13 protein-coding genes are annotated in these 16924 nt (G+C 45.7%); all 13 read left to right on the top strand.

The features are described 5' to 3' along the window. Positions 1 to 17 precede the first annotated feature (17 nt). The 13 genes from ACTZWX_RS14100 (at position 18) to ACTZWX_RS14040 (ending at position 16508) form a co-directional block, all read left to right on the top strand. Entirely contained in the window at positions 18 to 1310 is a 1293-nt protein-coding gene (locus tag ACTZWX_RS14100) for an HD domain-containing phosphohydrolase (protein ID WP_444714481.1), read from the top strand. A gap of 1 nt (position 1311) precedes the next feature. Beyond that, entirely contained in the window at positions 1312 to 1836 is a 525-nt protein-coding gene (locus tag ACTZWX_RS14095; protein WP_444714480.1) for a response regulator, read from the top strand. A gap of 369 nt (positions 1837 to 2205) precedes the next feature. Next, positions 2206 to 3336 (top strand): methyl-accepting chemotaxis protein, encoded by a 1131-nt coding sequence (locus ACTZWX_RS14090; RefSeq protein ID WP_444714479.1) that lies wholly within the window; start codon positions 2206 to 2208, stop codon positions 3334 to 3336. A gap of 30 nt (positions 3337 to 3366) precedes the next feature. Next, positions 3367 to 3732 carry a response regulator gene (locus ACTZWX_RS14085; RefSeq protein WP_444714478.1) on the top strand — a complete coding sequence of 122 codons (366 nt, stop codon included), beginning with the start codon at positions 3367 to 3369 and terminating at the stop codon, positions 3730 to 3732. Positions 3733 to 3749: 17 nt separating this feature from the next. Continuing rightward, entirely contained in the window at positions 3750 to 5498 is a 1749-nt protein-coding gene (locus ACTZWX_RS14080) for a chemotaxis protein CheA (protein ID WP_444714477.1), read from the top strand. Continuing rightward, positions 5495 to 6016, top strand: coding sequence for a chemotaxis protein CheW (locus tag ACTZWX_RS14075; protein WP_444714476.1), 522 nt, complete (start codon positions 5495 to 5497; stop codon positions 6014 to 6016). The genes ACTZWX_RS14080 and ACTZWX_RS14075 overlap by 4 nt, the downstream gene beginning before the upstream one ends. Positions 6017 to 6129: 113 nt before the next feature. Continuing rightward, positions 6130 to 8457, top strand: coding sequence for a methyl-accepting chemotaxis protein (locus ACTZWX_RS14070; protein WP_444714475.1), 2328 nt, complete (start codon positions 6130 to 6132; stop codon positions 8455 to 8457). A gap of 23 nt (positions 8458 to 8480) precedes the next feature. Continuing rightward, complete coding sequence (locus ACTZWX_RS14065) at positions 8481 to 9329, top strand: CheR family methyltransferase (RefSeq protein ID WP_444714474.1); 849 nt, start codon at positions 8481 to 8483, stop codon at positions 9327 to 9329. After that, positions 9326 to 9922 (top strand): chemoreceptor glutamine deamidase CheD, encoded by a 597-nt coding sequence (gene cheD / locus ACTZWX_RS14060; RefSeq protein ID WP_444714473.1) that lies wholly within the window; start codon positions 9326 to 9328, stop codon positions 9920 to 9922. The genes ACTZWX_RS14065 and cheD overlap by 4 nt, the downstream gene beginning before the upstream one ends. 18 nt (positions 9923 to 9940) lie before the next feature. Next, entirely contained in the window at positions 9941 to 10999 is a 1059-nt protein-coding gene (locus ACTZWX_RS14055) for a protein-glutamate methylesterase/protein-glutamine glutaminase (RefSeq protein ID WP_444714472.1), read from the top strand. Positions 11000 to 11009: 10 nt separating this feature from the next. Further along, a complete protein-coding gene (locus ACTZWX_RS14050; protein ID WP_444714471.1) occupies positions 11010 to 12161 on the top strand; it encodes an ATP-binding response regulator in 1152 nt (383 codons plus the stop codon). Positions 12162 to 12165: 4 nt separating this feature from the next. Next, positions 12166 to 12822, top strand: a complete 657-nt coding sequence (locus ACTZWX_RS14045) for a response regulator (RefSeq protein WP_444714470.1) — start codon at positions 12166 to 12168, stop codon at positions 12820 to 12822. A gap of 62 nt (positions 12823 to 12884) precedes the next feature. Then, on the top strand, positions 12885 to 16508 hold the full coding sequence (locus ACTZWX_RS14040) for a response regulator (protein WP_444714469.1): 3624 nt from the start codon (positions 12885 to 12887) through the stop codon (positions 16506 to 16508). Positions 16509 to 16924 lie beyond the last annotated feature (416 nt).

Here is a 16924-nt window from a genome sequence, read left to right as displayed (position 1 = left end):
ATCTTGGAGTTATCAATATGAATCTTTCAGAGTGTGGTGTCTTATTTTTAGATGATGAAATATCAATTTTAGAATCGATACGAAGATTAACTCGAAAAAAACCATATCAAACTTTTTTCTGTACTAGCGGTGAAGAGGCACTGTCATTACTCGAAAATACCCCAATTCATCTTGTTGTATCTGACATGAGGATGCCCGAGATGACGGGGGATGTATTTTTGGCTAAGGTTCATGAAAAATACCCGGACGTAAATCGGTTTTTGTTAACCGGACATTCAGATATTGACGCAATAGTTAACGCTCTCAATGATGGTGGAATTAGCAAATTTTTGAAGAAACCCTGGGATGAGAAAGAATTTTTAGGAGAAATTGAGGCTGCTCTTGAGCTTTCAGTGTTAAGGCAAGAGCATAAAATGCTGAATATCAAGACAAAACAACAAGCCAAGAGATTGAAAGAGCTCAACGCCACTTTGGAAAAAAGGGTTGAAGATCGAACTAAAATGCTTCGTAGGGCTTTTAAACAGCTTGATCATAGTTATGGCAATTTTGTTAAAGTGTTTTCATATTTTATTAGTAGTCAAAGCCATATGATCAAAGGATGTTCCCAGGAAGTGGCACTCCTATGCGAATCCGTGTGCAACTCGTTAGGTATCACCGGTGCTGATGCCAAACACATCTATTACGCGGCGCTCTTGCATGAGGTTGGTAAGCTTAGCCTTTCTGAAGATGTGTTATCGAGATCCGAGGTGCGTCTCACCAATCGAGATCTTGATGAATATCGCCAGTACCCACTCCTTGGCCAAATGGCTTTGTCACCGGTGAAGGTCTTGGAGCCAGCGGCGTTAATCATAAGGCACCATAACGAACTCTTTGATGGAAGCGGGTACCCTGATCGTTTATCTGGTGCTTCAATTCCTATTGGTTCAAGAATTTTATGCGTTTGTAGATGGTTTGTAGGTCTTCAAACTGAATTTCTCAGAACTTCGCCAATGTCTGTCGATGACGCAAAGAATTTTTTGATTCAAAATAAATCTAAAAAGTTTGACCCAGCGGTTGTAGATGCGCTTCTGGGACTAAGTCTCGGAAAAATTGACTCCGTTCGAAGCGAACTTGTTCTGAGCGTTAAGGATCTTCGACCAGGAATGAAATTGGTACGTGATCTTGTGACAGACCGAGGTGTACTCCTAATTTCAAGTGGTAATTATCTTTCTGAACAGAACATTCATAAACTTAGGCAGATGTGTGAACTAGACTCTATAAACCTAATGGCCCATGTTCTTTCGGAAGTCAGTTCTGTAGAGGGATCATAGTATGGACAAAAAGGTTAAAGTCGTGTGCCTGGATGATGATAATTCAGTACTGAAAGCTTTATCGCGATTACTCAGGTCTCATCAGATTGACTGTAATTCATTTACTAACCCTACCAAATGCTTGTGCTTCTTAAGGCATAACACTGTGGACGTTATTATATCCGATTATCGAATGCCGGAGATAAATGGCGTAGATTTTTTACTTTTAGCTAGAATTATAGCACCAAGTACGCCTCGAATTATATTGTCCGCTTTTACTGATCCTGATGGATTGATTAGGGCGATTAATTCTGCAGGTGTTTTTCGCTACTTAACTAAACCATGGGATGATAAGGTTATCATGTCTGTCATACATAATGCTGCTAAGCTTCATAATTCCTATTTGGATTTGAAGTCTTTGATTGCAGACGATTCAAATTCTAAAGACTCAGTAATTGAGATTCAATCGGTCATTGACAAATTGGAGCGTGAAACTCCCGGTATCTCCAGGATTAAAAGAGATCGAGACGGATATATTATTTTATAAATTTCATGTTTTCGGATTGTATTAATTTGGAATTATAGTGATATTATAAATTTATCGAATGTTTGTTATCACTTATATTTTTAGAGGCTTTTTATTGGCCTCTTTTTTTTGACCATACAGTTTTTGGTTTTTATCATTAATTCGGGTTCTTTTTTTGCTGAGAATTACGAAAATTTTAAGTAAAAAGATTCTGAAGATACTTCAAATTGTGATCCGTTGTAAGAAAATCCCTACAACTATTTTAAGCGTTGTTCCTATGTGCACTATTCCGATTATGATTCATTCTATAAGTGTTATGTGTAGTTTGATTTTTTGATCGTTTCCTGGGGTTTTGAATGTGTACAAACTTTTGAGGGCGTGGAGGAATCGATGGCCACAGCTAATGTTTCTTTTGCAAAAGCAATCGGTGCCTTTTTAATCGCGTTCGCCAGCGGTTTTGTTATCCATGTTCTCACCTCGGAATGGTTCGCCATTGTTATTACGGCTGCTGTTCCAGCAGTGCTTTGGCTGATTGATGTCCAAAGGGCTTCTCTTTTAACCTCCGATGACGGTGAATGTGCTAGCCGAGACAACCAGCAGCGGACGCTCATGGTTGAGTTCGGTAGCTTGCAACTCACAGAGTTTGAGCTTCATCAGGAACAACTGGCCAATTTAAAGAGTGTGGTGTCGGACGGTACACAACTACTTCAAGCCTCGTTCGCTGAGATTCACGAGATTTTAAAGGTTCAAAAGGATGCATTGCAAGAGATACTCGGTGATGACGGGCGGGCGACTACGTTTGAGGAATTTTCAGTGGCAACCACAGGCACTCTAGATTTGCTCATTGATAATACCCTTCAAATTGGTAGTAACTTAGTTTCTTTGGTTAAGAAATCTGAGGGCGTTAGCGAACAAATGCCACTAGTCATAAGTGCCTTGGAAGAAATGGACCAGCTGGCCGTCCAGACGAATTTACTTGCCTTAAACGCCGCTATTGAAGCTGCTCGAGCAGGTGAACATGGTCGAGGATTTGCAGTTGTAGCGGACGAAGTGCGGTCATTATCGGCAAGATCAAGTGATTTTAGCAAAGATATACGCACTAAACTGAATAACATGCGATTGTCAATTACTGAACTTAGTGATTATATACGTTTGGTTGCCGAACAGGACACCGACGCAATGGAGAATGCGAAATATAAGGCTGAACAGTCTATTTCAGACTTGCGTTTACTTTCGGCCAGGGATCAGCGTCTTACTCAAAAAATTAATGACACCTCTGAACAGCTTGTCGAAGCGTCTGCCAAAGCAGTACGAGGGTTGCAGTTCGAAGATATGAACACCCAACTAGTTGACTATATGCGGGAACGTCTGCAGATTTTAGGTCGGCTTTCAGCGGGCTTTGCGCAACAAACAGATGGTTCTTTCGAAACTTTATCAGAAACACGCGAAGCACTCACACAATTTCGTTACAGTCCGGTCACTCAGCAATCCATGAACAGTGGCGAAGTCGACCTTTTCTAGTTTTCATCTGTAAGCCAGAGAGGTTTGGAAATGGCTAAACATGTATTGATCGTGGATGACTCTGCATCCATAAGGCAAATGGTTGAACATACACTCAAGTCGGGTGGATATCAGGTTACTACAGCTAATGATGGCCAAGACGCTCTGAATCTATGTCAGAACGGTCGCTTTGACTGTGTGTTTACGGACCAGAATATGCCCCGCATGGACGGCATAACCTTGATTAAAAGCTTGCGAGGAATGTCATCGTTTGCCAGAACGCCAATTTTGGTTTTGACGACGGAGGCCGGTGAAGAAATGAAAAACAAGGGTAAGGCCGCTGGCGCAACCGGTTGGCTGGTTAAGCCGTTCGATCCAGCAAAGTTACTTGAAGTTGCTGCCAAAGTGATGCCCTGATAAACGAGGGAAATGGCGTGAGTATTGATTTAGAGCAGTTTCATGGTGTTTTCTTCGAGGAGAGCGTTGAGCATATTGACAATATGGAACATATGCTTATGGCTCTTGATCTTGAACAAAGTCAACCAGACCCTGAGGACATTAATAGCATTTTTAGGGCTGCGCACAGCATAAAAGGTGGTAGCGGAACTTTTGGATTCACAGCGTTGACCGACGTCACGCATGTTATGGAGAACTTGCTTGATCAAGCTCGGAAGCGCGAGCGAGTTTTAACGCCTGAGCTTGTTGATTCCTTGCTTTCGGGCGTCGACGTTCTTCGCGACCTTGTCTCCAGCTATAGGTCAAAAACCCAGATAGACAATGAGTCTGTAAGAGATTCAATCCTCTCTTTCGAAAAAATTCTCCAGGGCCCTGTGAACGTTTCGGAGTCTGAGACTAGTTCCGACAATGAGAATCAAGAGGCATATGGTTTTTTTGATGATATACCGGCATTGGAGCCGGCTTCGGATCCTAGTGAAAATATCACTGTTCAAAGTGTAGATAAGAGCAGTGTCGCGCAGAAGCCTGTCAAAAACACCGCAGCACATGAATCCAGCACCATTCGAGTAGATACAGACAAAGTGGATGGGTTGATCAATCTTGTCGGGGAACTGGTTATCACTCAGTCAATGCTAAAAGTCTTGAGTGATGATCCAGTCGCATTGGATGCTTCGAAAATGACCGCGGTTCTTGACGAATTGGAGCGCAACACGCGTGAAATTCAAGAATCTGTTATGTCAATTCGTATGATTCCTGTTTCGCTTGTTTTCAATCGATTTCCACGCGTGGTTAGGGACCTTGCTAGCAAAATGGAAAAAGAAGTGGACCTGGTTCTTGATGGTGCCCACACAGAATTGGATAAGAGTCTGATAGAGCAGCTTGTAGACCCGCTTACGCATTTGGTCAGAAATAGTATTGATCATGGCATCGAAACACCTGATGTCCGACTCGCAAAAGGGAAGCCCTCTCGCGGTCAGATAAAAATAAGCGCTTCACAAAGCGGCGGTAATATCCTGATTGCGATAAGCGATGATGGCGCAGGGCTCAGTAAAAATCGAATCCTTGCTAAAGCTCGTGAAAACAACTTGCTGTTTAACGAAGATGCCTCGGATCAAGATATTTGGAACTTGATTTTCCAGCCAGGATTTTCGACAGCTGAGCAGGTAACCGATGTTTCTGGTCGTGGAGTCGGCATGGATGTTGTACGCCGGAATATTCAGAAACTCGGCGGCAGAGTTGAAATTGCCAGTGTTGAGGGCGTTGGATCAACGTTTACTATCCAGTTGCCGCTCACGCTTGCCATTGTGGATGGCATGGGAGTATCCGTCGGTGACCAGACCTTTATTATTCCGTTGGTAAGTATCGTTGAATCTATGCAGCCACCTAAAGATAGTTTGCGTTCTCTCGCAGGGTCTTATCTTTTGCATGTGCGCGAGGAGTTCTGGCCATTGTTGCCGCTCCATGAAGTTATGGACACTCCTCCAAAACATTTAGACCCATCCAATGGCATTGTTGTTTTGGTTGAAACCAGTAAACGTCGATATGGGCTTCTAGTCGACGATTTGGTTGGGCAGCAGCAAGTAGTTATAAAAAGTCTTGAGCAGCATTACCGAAGAGTACCTGGAACGTCAGGGGCTACCATTATGGGGGATGGCAGTGTTGCATTAATTTTAGACGTCGAGTCGCTAGCTGATGCCATAAAAATACCGGCGGAGGAATCATTATGAATGCTGATAAAGATCTGCTAGAGGCGAAGGAAGATTCCGCATCTCGAACAGATGTCCAAGAGTACCTTACGTTTTCTTTGGGCGAGGAACAGTATGCGCTTGACATTATGTCTGTAAAAGAAATCCGAGGTTATGAAGCTGTTACCCGTATTGCTAATGCCCCCTCATTTATAAAAGGCGTTATCAATTTAAGAGGGGAAATCGTTCCGATTGTAGACCTTCGAATCAAGTTTGGTGTTGGCGAGGCGCGCTATGACGAATTCACCATTGTTATCGTAATCCAAATCCATGACCGCCTGGTCGGAATTGTCGTAGACGCGGTCTCAGATGTTGTATCACTTTCAGAGCAGGAAAGGCGGCCACCACCTGAGTTTGGCGTCGCATTTGATAGTCGATTTCTCGTAGGTTTAGCAAAGCTTCAAAATAAAATGATCATCCTGGTAGATATTGAGGCGCTTGTGTCAAGCAACGAACTTAGCTTGGTTGACTCGGAGAAGGAGGTTAGTGATGAAAACTAACGATGATTGGCATATACAGGGGGAGCAAAGTGTCGATCCCCCGTGTATGGAACAGGATAGCGTATGGTCAATCTGTTTGATGGTTGCGTCGACTTTTTATTGGAGTTTTTAAAATGAATCAATCGCGCTTTATTTATGTTGTAGCCATTGTTCCTCTGGTGTTGGCCGTGGTGCTAAGTCTCGGAGGCTTACTTTGGGCTGAGACGGCTGGTTTAAGTCAAACGCTTGCAGGTCTTGTGTTAATTACGGGATTTGCCGGTGTGTCGGTTGCCTCTATAGTAATTCGTCGAACTCTCTCGCCTTTGGGCGCGGAGCCTGAACAGTTATTGTCAGTGGTCAAAGACCTTGGTCCGGATCCAACTGGTAAAGCAGGGGGGGGAACTCTAACCCTCATGGAAAGGCTGCAGAGCCTGAAAACATTTTTGCAATCGTTTGACGCGGGGGCAGAGGCCTCAGCCAGGCTGAAGCAAGCTGTAGAATGTGCAACGACCAACATTATGATCGCTGACGCGGATCGCAAAGTCGTTTACATGAATCGAGCCGTAACCGAAATGTTGCGCAGTTGCGAGAACGAGATCAGAAAGGATCTTCCGAGCTTTTCAGCCGATGGCATTTTAAACGGCAGTATCGATCGCTTCCATAAAGACCCACGGCATCAAATCAGCATGCTGGATGCTCTCAAAGATACTCACTACACAGACATTCGACTGGGGGCCAACACCTTTGGATTGGTGGCCACTCCCATTTTTTCAGAAGATGGCCAACGGTTGGGTACTGTTGTTGAGTGGAAAGACCGCACACTTGAAATTAAAGCTGAAAAACTGGCTGTTGAGAATAAGCGAATTCGCCAGGCAATCGACAATTGCACCACAAATTTAATGATTGCAGACGAAAACAGAGACGTTGTGTACATGAATGCCTCCGTTGAGGAAATGCTACGCAAGGCAGAATCAGAAATAAGGAAAGATCTGCCTGATTTTCACGTCGATACCATCCTCAACGCAAGTATTGATCGGTTCCACAAAGACCCTAGCCATCAAATGGCCATGCTGAACCGTCTTGAAGGAACTCATACAGCACAAATCAAGATTGGAACTCAGGTCTTCGGATTGGTCGCTAACCCGATTTTCGGTGAGGACAAGACTCGATTGGGTACTGTCGTTGAGTGGACTAACCGGATTGCGGAATTGACGGCGGCTAACGAAATTACCGGCCTTGTTAAGGCAGCTGCTGAAGGTGATTTCAGTTCGAAATTGTCGACGGAAGACAAAGACGGCTTTTTCCTCGAAATGGCTGAGGGACTCAACAAACTTACCGAAACTACGAATCGGGGGCTAAAAGATATTGCGAGGGTTTTGGAGGCGGTTTCTGAAGGTAATCTGACAGAACGTGTGACGGAAGATTACAGTGGAATTTTCCTGGAGCTTAAAGATTACTGCAACAAAACAACCGAGAGCCTGACCGAGATGATCGGTGAAGTAAGGAATGCTGCCGATACTATCTATGCGTCGTCCTCGGAAATTGCCATAGGCAATACAGATCTTTCCACACGCACAGAAGAACAGGCTGCAAATCTTGAGGAAACGGCTTCCAGTATGGAAGAGCTTACCTCAACCGTAAAAACGAACACGGATAATGCCAAACAAGCCAATGTTCTTGCTGAGCAAGCCTCCGGAATTGCATCTGATGGTGGGGAGTTGATTCTTCAGGTTGTGGAAACAATGGGCTCCATCAACGAATCTGCGCAAAAAATCAGTGACATCATCGGTGTAATCGACGGCATTGCGTTCCAGACTAATATCCTGGCCCTTAATGCGGCTGTAGAGGCCGCTCGGGCGGGCGAACAGGGCCGAGGTTTTGCCGTTGTCGCTTCAGAAGTGCGAACTCTGGCTCAGCAGAGTGCCGATGCTGCAAAAGATATCAAGCAACTTATTTCAGACTCCGTCAGCCGGATTGAAAGCGGTAATCATCTTGTAAACAAGTCTGGAGAGACCATGCAAGAAATCGTGACGTCGATCAAACGAGTGACTGAAATGATGGCTGAGATTGCCGCTGCTTCCGTTGAACAGGCAAGTGGTATTGAGGAGGTAAATACTGCTGTAAATCAGATGGACGAGATGACGCAGCAAAATGCGGCTTTGGTGGAAGAGGCTGCCGCAGCATCAGAGAGTCTTCAGGCCCAGGCGGAGGGGTTAACCGCCAGCTTGAGCGCTTTCCGCCTGAGTGATGCAGATACGTCATTAAGGGTTTCTGCATCAAATGCAATGAAAAGTAACGGAGCTTCTGCGTCTATGAACATGAAACGGTCTCCGGAGGCTAGTTACCCGCAGCATGTAGGTGCTAAAAAAGCGGAACATTCAGAAAAATCATCTAAACTTAAAGCATCAAGTCAGCCAAAAACTTCGCAGTCTGATGCGGAATCGGATTGGGAATCTTTTTGAGCTTTCAAGAGGGTCGAGTCACTATGAACAGTGGCGCAGCGGCTAAAGCCAGCCGGGAATTTGAGTATACCGATTCCGATTTTGAAGCGATTCGCCAGCGGCTGCATGCAGCCGCTGGCATTAATCTCTCTAAAAGTAAGAATCAATTGGTATACAGCCGCATGGCTCGGCGGCTGAGGGCAGTTGGCGTTAAATCTTTCGAGGCATATCTAAAGTACCTCGATGGTAACGAGGGGGAGCAAGAGGAGTTCATAAACGCACTGACCACAAACCTTACCTCGTTTTTTAGAGAATCACATCACTTCGAGATTCTGGCCGACTTTCTCAGAAGTAACGCAAAACCGGGTAAACGGTTTAATCTTTGGTGTGCTGCTGCCAGCACGGGGGAGGAGCCTTATTCAATGGCAATGTCGGCTATCGAGGCTCTCGGTCCAAGGCCACCAGTCAAGATATTTGCTACCGATATTGACAGTCAGGTACTGGCAACAGCCAGGAAAGCAGTGTACCCATTGAATCGCGCTTCGTCGATTAGTGAGCAACGACTTAAATCCTTTTTTCTAAGAGGGAATGGCCACAATTCTGGTTTCATTAAGGTTCGGCCTGAAGTTCAACAGATTGTGAAATTCGCTACGCTTAATCTCCTGGACAAAGACTGGCCGCTTGAACCGCCCTATGATTTGATCTTTTGCAGGAATGTTATGATCTATTTCGACAAGCCAACCCAAAAACGCATCGTTGAAAAAATGATTCCGCTGCTTTCCGAGGGTGGGCTATACGTTGCGGGGCACTCTGAGAACTTCACGTATGCCACCGAGATGATTCGTCTCGTTGGAAAAACGACTTATCGTGTTGTGAGAGACGAGCAACGGTGAATGCAAGTTTACATTTAGCCCGCAAGCATTATTTCGATCATCAATTTGATGGTCCTGTTACAAAGGTATTACCGGGGGAATACTATGCCACCTCGCGTCGCGAAATGATTGTAACAGTTCTTGGTTCTTGTGTTTCCGCGTGTATCAGAGACCCCGAAAATGGCATCGGTGGCATGAATCATTTCCTGCTTCCGGACTGCCATCGCGTTAACGATAGTGCATCTGCCCGTTATGGCGCATTTGCCATGGAACTGCTGATTAACAAACTGTTGTCAATGGGAGCCTCCCGTCAGAGGCTGCAAGCGAAAGTGTTTGGTGGGGGGCATGTGATTCCCGGAATCGCTTCCATCGATGTAGGTCATCGCAATGCTGAGTTTGTTGAACAGTATCTTATCAATGAGAGCATTCCGATTTTAGCCAGCGATTTAAGAGACGCCTTTCCGCGCAAGGTTTGTTTTTTCCCAGATACTGGAGAAGTTTTAGTAAAGAAGATCAGATTCAGTAATAACACCGAGTTAAATACTCGTGAGAAAAAACTTTGCGAGCGTGTGTCCCGGGAGGATCCCGCAGGTACAATCGAATTATTCACATGAGAGGCTAAGCGCTAGACTATGACAATATCCGTGTTAGTAGTAGACGACTCGGCTTTGATCCGGCAGTTGCTCGGAGAGATGATCTCAACGGCACCGGGATTTAAATTAGCCGGTTTAGCCGAGGATGCTTACCAAGCCAGAGATTTTGTCAACAAATATGCTCCGGATGTCATAACATTAGACATTGAAATGCCACGCATGGATGGTCTTTCATTCCTGGAACTGTTAATGAAAGCGCGCCCGACTCCTGTAATTATGGTGTCAACTCTTACAGAGCAGGGGGCTGATGCAACGTTGAGGGCGTTGGAATTGGGTGCGGTAGATTTTTTAACCAAGCCCAAAATTGATGTTTCCGAGGGAATTGCAGGTTATTGCGAGGAGTTGCTTGAAAAAATTCGTGCGGCCGCCGCCGCGGGACCGGCCCTTAGACGCAAAGGGCGGGCAAATGTAAAAGCCAGAAGCGTACCTAGGGGACTGAAAGGTGACCAGTCTAGACACATTTTGGCTATTGGTGCTTCAACCGGCGGAACCGAAGCAATCAGGGCGTTTTTAGAAGCATTGCCCCCCGAAATGCCAGGCATTGTCATTACCCAACATATGCCAGCGGGGTTTACTAGGACATTCTCTGCAAGGCTAGATCGTCTCTGTCAATTATCGGTTTGCGAGGCTAAAGACGGCGATAAGATAATTCCTGGATACGTTTATATAGCTCCAGGTGGGCTTCATCTTGAAATTGAGCGTTCCGGCATCAATTTTATTTGTCGGCTCTCCGACGCTCCCCCCGTAAGTCGACACAAACCTTCAGTCGACGTTCTGTTCGATAGTGTCGCGCAGTCATGTGGGAGTGCCTCAACTGGGGTGATTTTAACGGGCATGGGGCGAGATGGTGCCAGCGGGCTCTTGAATATGCATGAAAATGGAGCGCAAACTTTCGCGCAAGATGAAAATAGCTGCGTGATATTCGGAATGCCAAGAGTAGCGATTGAGTCGGGCGCAGTCGATACCATCGCTTCTTTGGATGATTTGCCTGAATTAGTCGTTAACCACCTAAAATCCGTCTGCCGCAGACGTTCTTAGGTGCCAGGCAGTGACTGACGATACTCTAAGCATGAGTTCTGAAATACTGGTCGTTGACGATTCCCGCTCCTCGTTGATTTGGCTGGCGGAATTGCTGTCTTCTGAGGGGCATCGCGTTATCTGTGCACGAAGCGGGGCTGAGGCCCTTTCGCTACTCGAGACGCTGAAACCTGATTTGGTGCTGCTTGACGTTAGTATGCCTGATATCAGCGGTATTGATCTTTGCCGGACGATCAAAAGCCGTGAAGAATTTGTCGAGATTCCCGTTATTTTTCAGTCAGTGCACACTGATTCAGAAACTCGCATTAAGGGACTACGGGCTGGCGCTGCAGACTTTCTCAGTAAACCTTACCAGCAAGACGAAATATTGTTGAAGGTTGGTATCCACCTCAAAATTCACTCACTTCAGACACAACTCGAGCAACAGGTTGAGACACGTACAAAACAATTAACTGCGGAAATCGTGGAACGAAGGCGAATTGAAGCAGATTTAATAGCGTCGAAACATGAATTACGTGCTCTTGCCTTACATTTGCAAACCGTGCGTGAGCAAGAGCGTAAACGTATTGCCCGGGAAATACACGATGAATTGGGTCAGACATTGAGTTTGGCAAAAATAGAACTGCGGCGAATGATGGATATTATACCTGAGGAGCATCATGCTCTCGTGACGGTTTTGGAAAGTACTACATCGTTTATTTGCCAGGCCTCTGAAACTGCCAGAGCGATATCAGAAAACCTAAGACCTGGCATGCTTGATGTTTTGGGGCTGGGTGCTGCCCTAGAAAATCACTTTTCTGGATTTAGCCGAAGTACTGGAATAGAGTGCAAGTCGACATTAAATTTGCCTGAACCAGACGGGTTGAATGAAGACCAAGCAACGACAGTCTTCCGGGTAATTCAGGAGTGTCTGACTAATATTGCCAAACATGCGGAAGCGACACTTGTGAGAGTTAATGTCGATTTAGAGGAGAAAAATATTTTCATTATTGTCGAGGATAATGGCAGAGGCTTTAATTATTCTGACCGTTCCAGCGGAAAGAACTCTCTTGGCTTGATCGGAATGCGGGAGCGAGTGGCGGCTTTTGGAGGAGATCTTAGAATCGAGGGACGTGCTGATCAGGGCACTACCGTTAAGATATTTTGGCCTCTGGAAAATTAAGTTTATGACTATTAGAGTAATCATTGCTGATGACCACGAATTAATTCGCGAGGGTATGAAACATCTCTTGCAAGCAGAGCAAGATATGGAGCTCAGTGCGCAAGTTGGTAATGGTGCTGCGCTGATTCATGCCCTACGAGAGAGTGACTTTGATGTCGTGTTAATGGACCTCAATATGCCCGGCAGAAGCGGATTGGAATTACTCAGGCAACTTAAGCAAGAGTTTCGCAACACCCCCATTATAGTGCTGAGCACTTTCAAGGAGGAGATGTACGCTGTGAGATGCATCAAAGCCGGAGCGTCAGCTTATTTATGTAAAGAGGATGCTGCCGGAACATTAGTGAATGCGATCAGACGCGTCTCAGTAGGCGATCTGTTTATTACTCCAGACGTTGCGACACTTATGGCGGGTGCACTGCAGTCAAAAGTGGAAAATGTTGATGACGCTATGATGCGATTATCGGATCGGGAGCACCAAATCCTGCTTTTGCTGGCTGAGGGTAAAAGCGTGAACGGTATAGCGGAGCAGCTCTGCCTGAGTGCGAAAACAGTCAGCACTTATAAAGCGCGTATTAGATTTAAAACAGGGCTCAGAACAGATGCAGATATTGTTAGGTTTGCAATTGATCATAAACTGATACAGCAGGACCATAAAATGTGACTATTTAGCGCATTGTGACCCTTCTCTAATTGAAGGTACCAGATCGTGGGCATCAAAAAAACGTGAACACGCAAAGAAAATATATCCTGATAACAGTTTTTTCTGTTATTGCGGTCTCTTTACTCGGTGCTTTTTGGGGTTGGAAAGTCCTCGATGCGAAAAGGGAGCTCCGGGAAACCCTTCAACAACGCGAAGAAATGGTCGAAATGATGAAAGCTGCGCTCACGTTGCGCCAGGTAATGGGCCACGGGGGCCTGATTCATCATTACAACGCCTTCGTACAGCACCGCGACACGTCACATCAAGAACGGCTGCAATACACATTCCGACTGCTCGCGCTTGTTGAAAGCCGGTTGAAGCGACTCATAAAAGACCCTGATATACTCGATATTGTTAATCGTATCAGTATTCTAATTACCGAAAACCGTACGGATTTCGAGTTGATAAAACAGTTAAGTGATGAAGGCTGGGCAACGGAACTTGTTGACCAGACTTTTAAAATTGATGAGGTTGAGATTTTCCAGCTTTTAGAAAAGCTTGAGCTAGCACTCCAAGACCAATATTCGAATTCTGAACAGGAATTACAGCGGAATATAGGGTCTGTTAGGAAGGCCATTCTCATGGGTTCATATCTTTTTATTCCCATGATGATTCTTTGCTGTATTTTCTTACTCCTTCTGCGACGCATGAATAATCTATTGGTGTGTTTAGATGATTCTAAGAAGGCAGTTGATCTTTTACTGGAAACAGCACCAGACTCAGTTTTGACGGTTGATGATGACGGTAACATACTCCGGGCAAACGCGACTGCTCAAACCTATTTCGGCTATGGCAATCAAATAGTAGGGAAAAAACTTGAAGATCTGATACCTACACCCCCAGGAGCTTTAACAGCGGAACCGGAGCACAGGGTCTATGCCAAACTTGCGGATGGCGAAAATCGGGAGGTCTCTGTCAGGCGTGGTTTCTTTGATTCGGCTCAAGGTCGAGCCGCTGTGGTCAGCGTGCGTGACATTTCAGAAGAAGGGCAGTTTAAGAACGGGCTGATAGAAGCCCAGAGGCGTATTGACTTTGCTGCCTATGTGGCGAAATTTGGGATATGGGAGCTAGATACAGTCAAGGGCTACCTGAGCTTGGATTTGTGGAGCCACAGGCTTCACAACATTGCTCTCGGAGAGTTAAGTGGTAACTTCGAGAGCTGGTTAAAAATTATTCATCCTGAAGACAGTAAATTAGTGCAGCAGGCAGTAGATCGGGCTAAGTCCAGTGATATTGGTGTCGAATGCAGCTATCGAATAATGCTAGGTGAAGAGGTTCGATGGCTTCAATTGGTTGCTGGAGCGCAATGTGACGATGACGGAAATGTCATATGCCTCACTGGAGTCTGCAGGGATGTGACAGAAATGACTGAAACGCAGCAGGCTCTGGAAATTGCTAATGAGCGTGCCTTGGCAGCAACAAGGTCAAAGGCTGATTTTCTTGCGAACATGAGTCACGAAATTCGTACGCCGATGAACGCTGTGCTTGGTTTGCTGACGCTGCTTGAGCGCTCCTCCCGAGACAATCGTCAAGTCCAACTGGTCAAAACGGCTCACGAGTCTGCAAGTGGCTTGCTGAATGTTTTGGACGATATTCTTGAATTTTCGAAACTAGAGGCTGGCAAGGTCAACCTTTCGATTAAAGCATTCGAGCTCGAAGATGTGCTTCGCAAGGCGGTTGATCTTTTTGCTCCACTGGCGCACCAGAAGGGCTTAGAGTTTGTTTTAGACGTTGATCCAAACTTGCCTGACACGATGGTTGGAGACAGTTTTCGGTTGGGCCAGGTCTTGTCGAACCTGGTCAGTAATGCGATTAAATTTACACATCGAGGTTCGGTTGTTCTTCAAGTATCTGCTGATACTCCCTCAAATGGCTCTGTATTTGTAAATTTCTCTGTGCGTGATACTGGCATTGGAATGAGCCAGGAACAAATCGACGTTGTGACTGCTCCATTCGTTCAAGGTCATGAGGGAATGTGTAAAGAGTTTGGGGGCAGCGGTCTGGGGCTCTCGATCTGCAATTATTTACTTTCCCTTTTTGATAGCAGGTTGGAGATACACAGTTATCAGAGGCGGGGTACTTACATTTCTTTCGGATTGACTCTGGCCCTTGGGCAAGAAGCGTCATTGATATCTGCTTGGAGATTGAAACCCTGCTCAGTCTTGATGCTATGCGATAACGTAGGTCAGGGAAATATACTTGGAAAATTCCTACGGGAGTGGTCTGCATCTGTTACATTTTGTAGAAATGTGAGGGAGGCCAAGCTGTTGTTAGAGCAGGGGGACGAAAGCTTTGATTATTTGCTGGCAGATTTTGGTCAGCGTAACGCGGTTGAAGTTGTTTTACGCTTTCTGAAAGCCTGGAACGAAGCAAACCCGGTTAACAGTCAAAACATAATCCTTATCCACAAGTCATACAGTGATGATATTCTGGGACGCTGTTACGGAGAATTTAAACCTCGTTTTATCTACTCGCCACCGACCCCCGGGCGGCTTTTTGAAGCATTCGACACTGAGCATCCAGATGGCGTGGGCATACAATCTCATCGTGACTCGCTTGCGGCAGCAATTGATATTGCTCGACCTTGTCGTGGTGCAAGAATACTTGTTGTTGAAGATGTAAAGAACAATCAACTCATTGCTGAGGAATTCCTCTCCCAATTAGGCATGCAGGTAGCGATAGCTAACGATGGTAACGAGGCTATTAACAAACTGTCGGAACAAGCGTTTGATTGCGTTCTCATGGATATTCAGATACCCAACTTGGATGGCATCCAGACGGCCAGGTTGATTCGACAACTGCCTGCAATCGAAAACCTTCCCATTATTGCAATGACTGCTGCGGTAACGGACAGTGACAAGGAAAGGGCCCGCGAAGCTGGCATGGTCGACCATATTTCCAAACCGATTGACGTCGTGGAGATGGCTTCCATACTTGTCAGACACATTACAGTTTCGAATTCGACTGCTAACGGAGAGCCCTCTCCACATGCCGATCACCCATCATTAATCACAGTCAGCAATCCAGACGCTAGCTCGGAGCAGCTCCCCGAGTCGATTGATCCGGTTTTGGTAAAACACAGATTCGGTGACAGAAAAGAACTCTACACCGCATGCATCAGAGCATTTCGTAATGATTTTGCTGACTGGTCAAGAATGGTTAATACTGCTGAGAAAGAGAAAGATCTCAAGGCTGTAAGCAGTCTTTTACACAAACTCAAAGGAGGTGCTGCCAATATTGGAGCGAACGATCTTGTGAACTCCATAACAAAAGTGCCCACGCCGGACCAAACATCTTGGCAACCAGCATTGGCAGCGGTGAAACAATCGCTCGAGTTACTGTTGATTGAGATAACCGATTCCCTAATCAAAACCAGTGGGCCGCCTTCTGAGTCTTTCGTCAGAGAGACTGGGGAAGACATTGTATTCGGGCCAGAATTTTTGCAGACCCTGAGGGCGTCCATAAAAGGGAACCAATACATTCCCGCAAAATTGATAAACACCTTGGAAGGTCAAATTGGTAGATCGCAGGAAGGCGAACGCATCAAAAGTCTGCAGGCACATCTCGAACAATTTGATTATGGCGAAGCCCTAAAGACCATTGATGAGATCATCAAGGCTGTCAAGTCACAGAGCCCTGATCAATAAACCGCAATAGCTCCTATTGTCTGTAATAAACACATGCGCAGAGTTAGTGTTTTTTTTAGAAAAGTCTTCAGTTTTCGCGACTAAAGTGAAATTTATGGTTGGAAATTGGGGTCAGACCCCAAGACATTTGGCCCCATCAAATGTCCGGGGGTCTGACCCCAAAATTTGCTACTATTGCGTTAGATACGGTCAAACGGTGTTGGGCGTGGTTACCACGCCGGCACTGAAAGTAGCCTTCTGGGGCGTAGTCGATTTCGCGGGAAAATTCTTTTCTTCCCATCATAGATTCCGACAGGCAAGAAGCCTGAAACTCGACAGTGTTGCCATTTTTCCATGGCTCCCCCCCCCCACGAAATAGTCCCTCTGAACTGTATCCTTTGGGTTTTAACCGTTCAATAGAAATTAAGTTATACGAA

Source organism: Marinobacter sp. NSM (genome assembly GCF_052380025.1).
In the GTDB taxonomy this organism is placed as follows: domain Bacteria; phylum Pseudomonadota; class Gammaproteobacteria; order Pseudomonadales; family Oleiphilaceae; genus Marinobacter.
The sequence above is the reverse complement of the archived record's forward strand: the minus strand, read 5'-3'. Positions and strand labels throughout refer to the sequence as shown.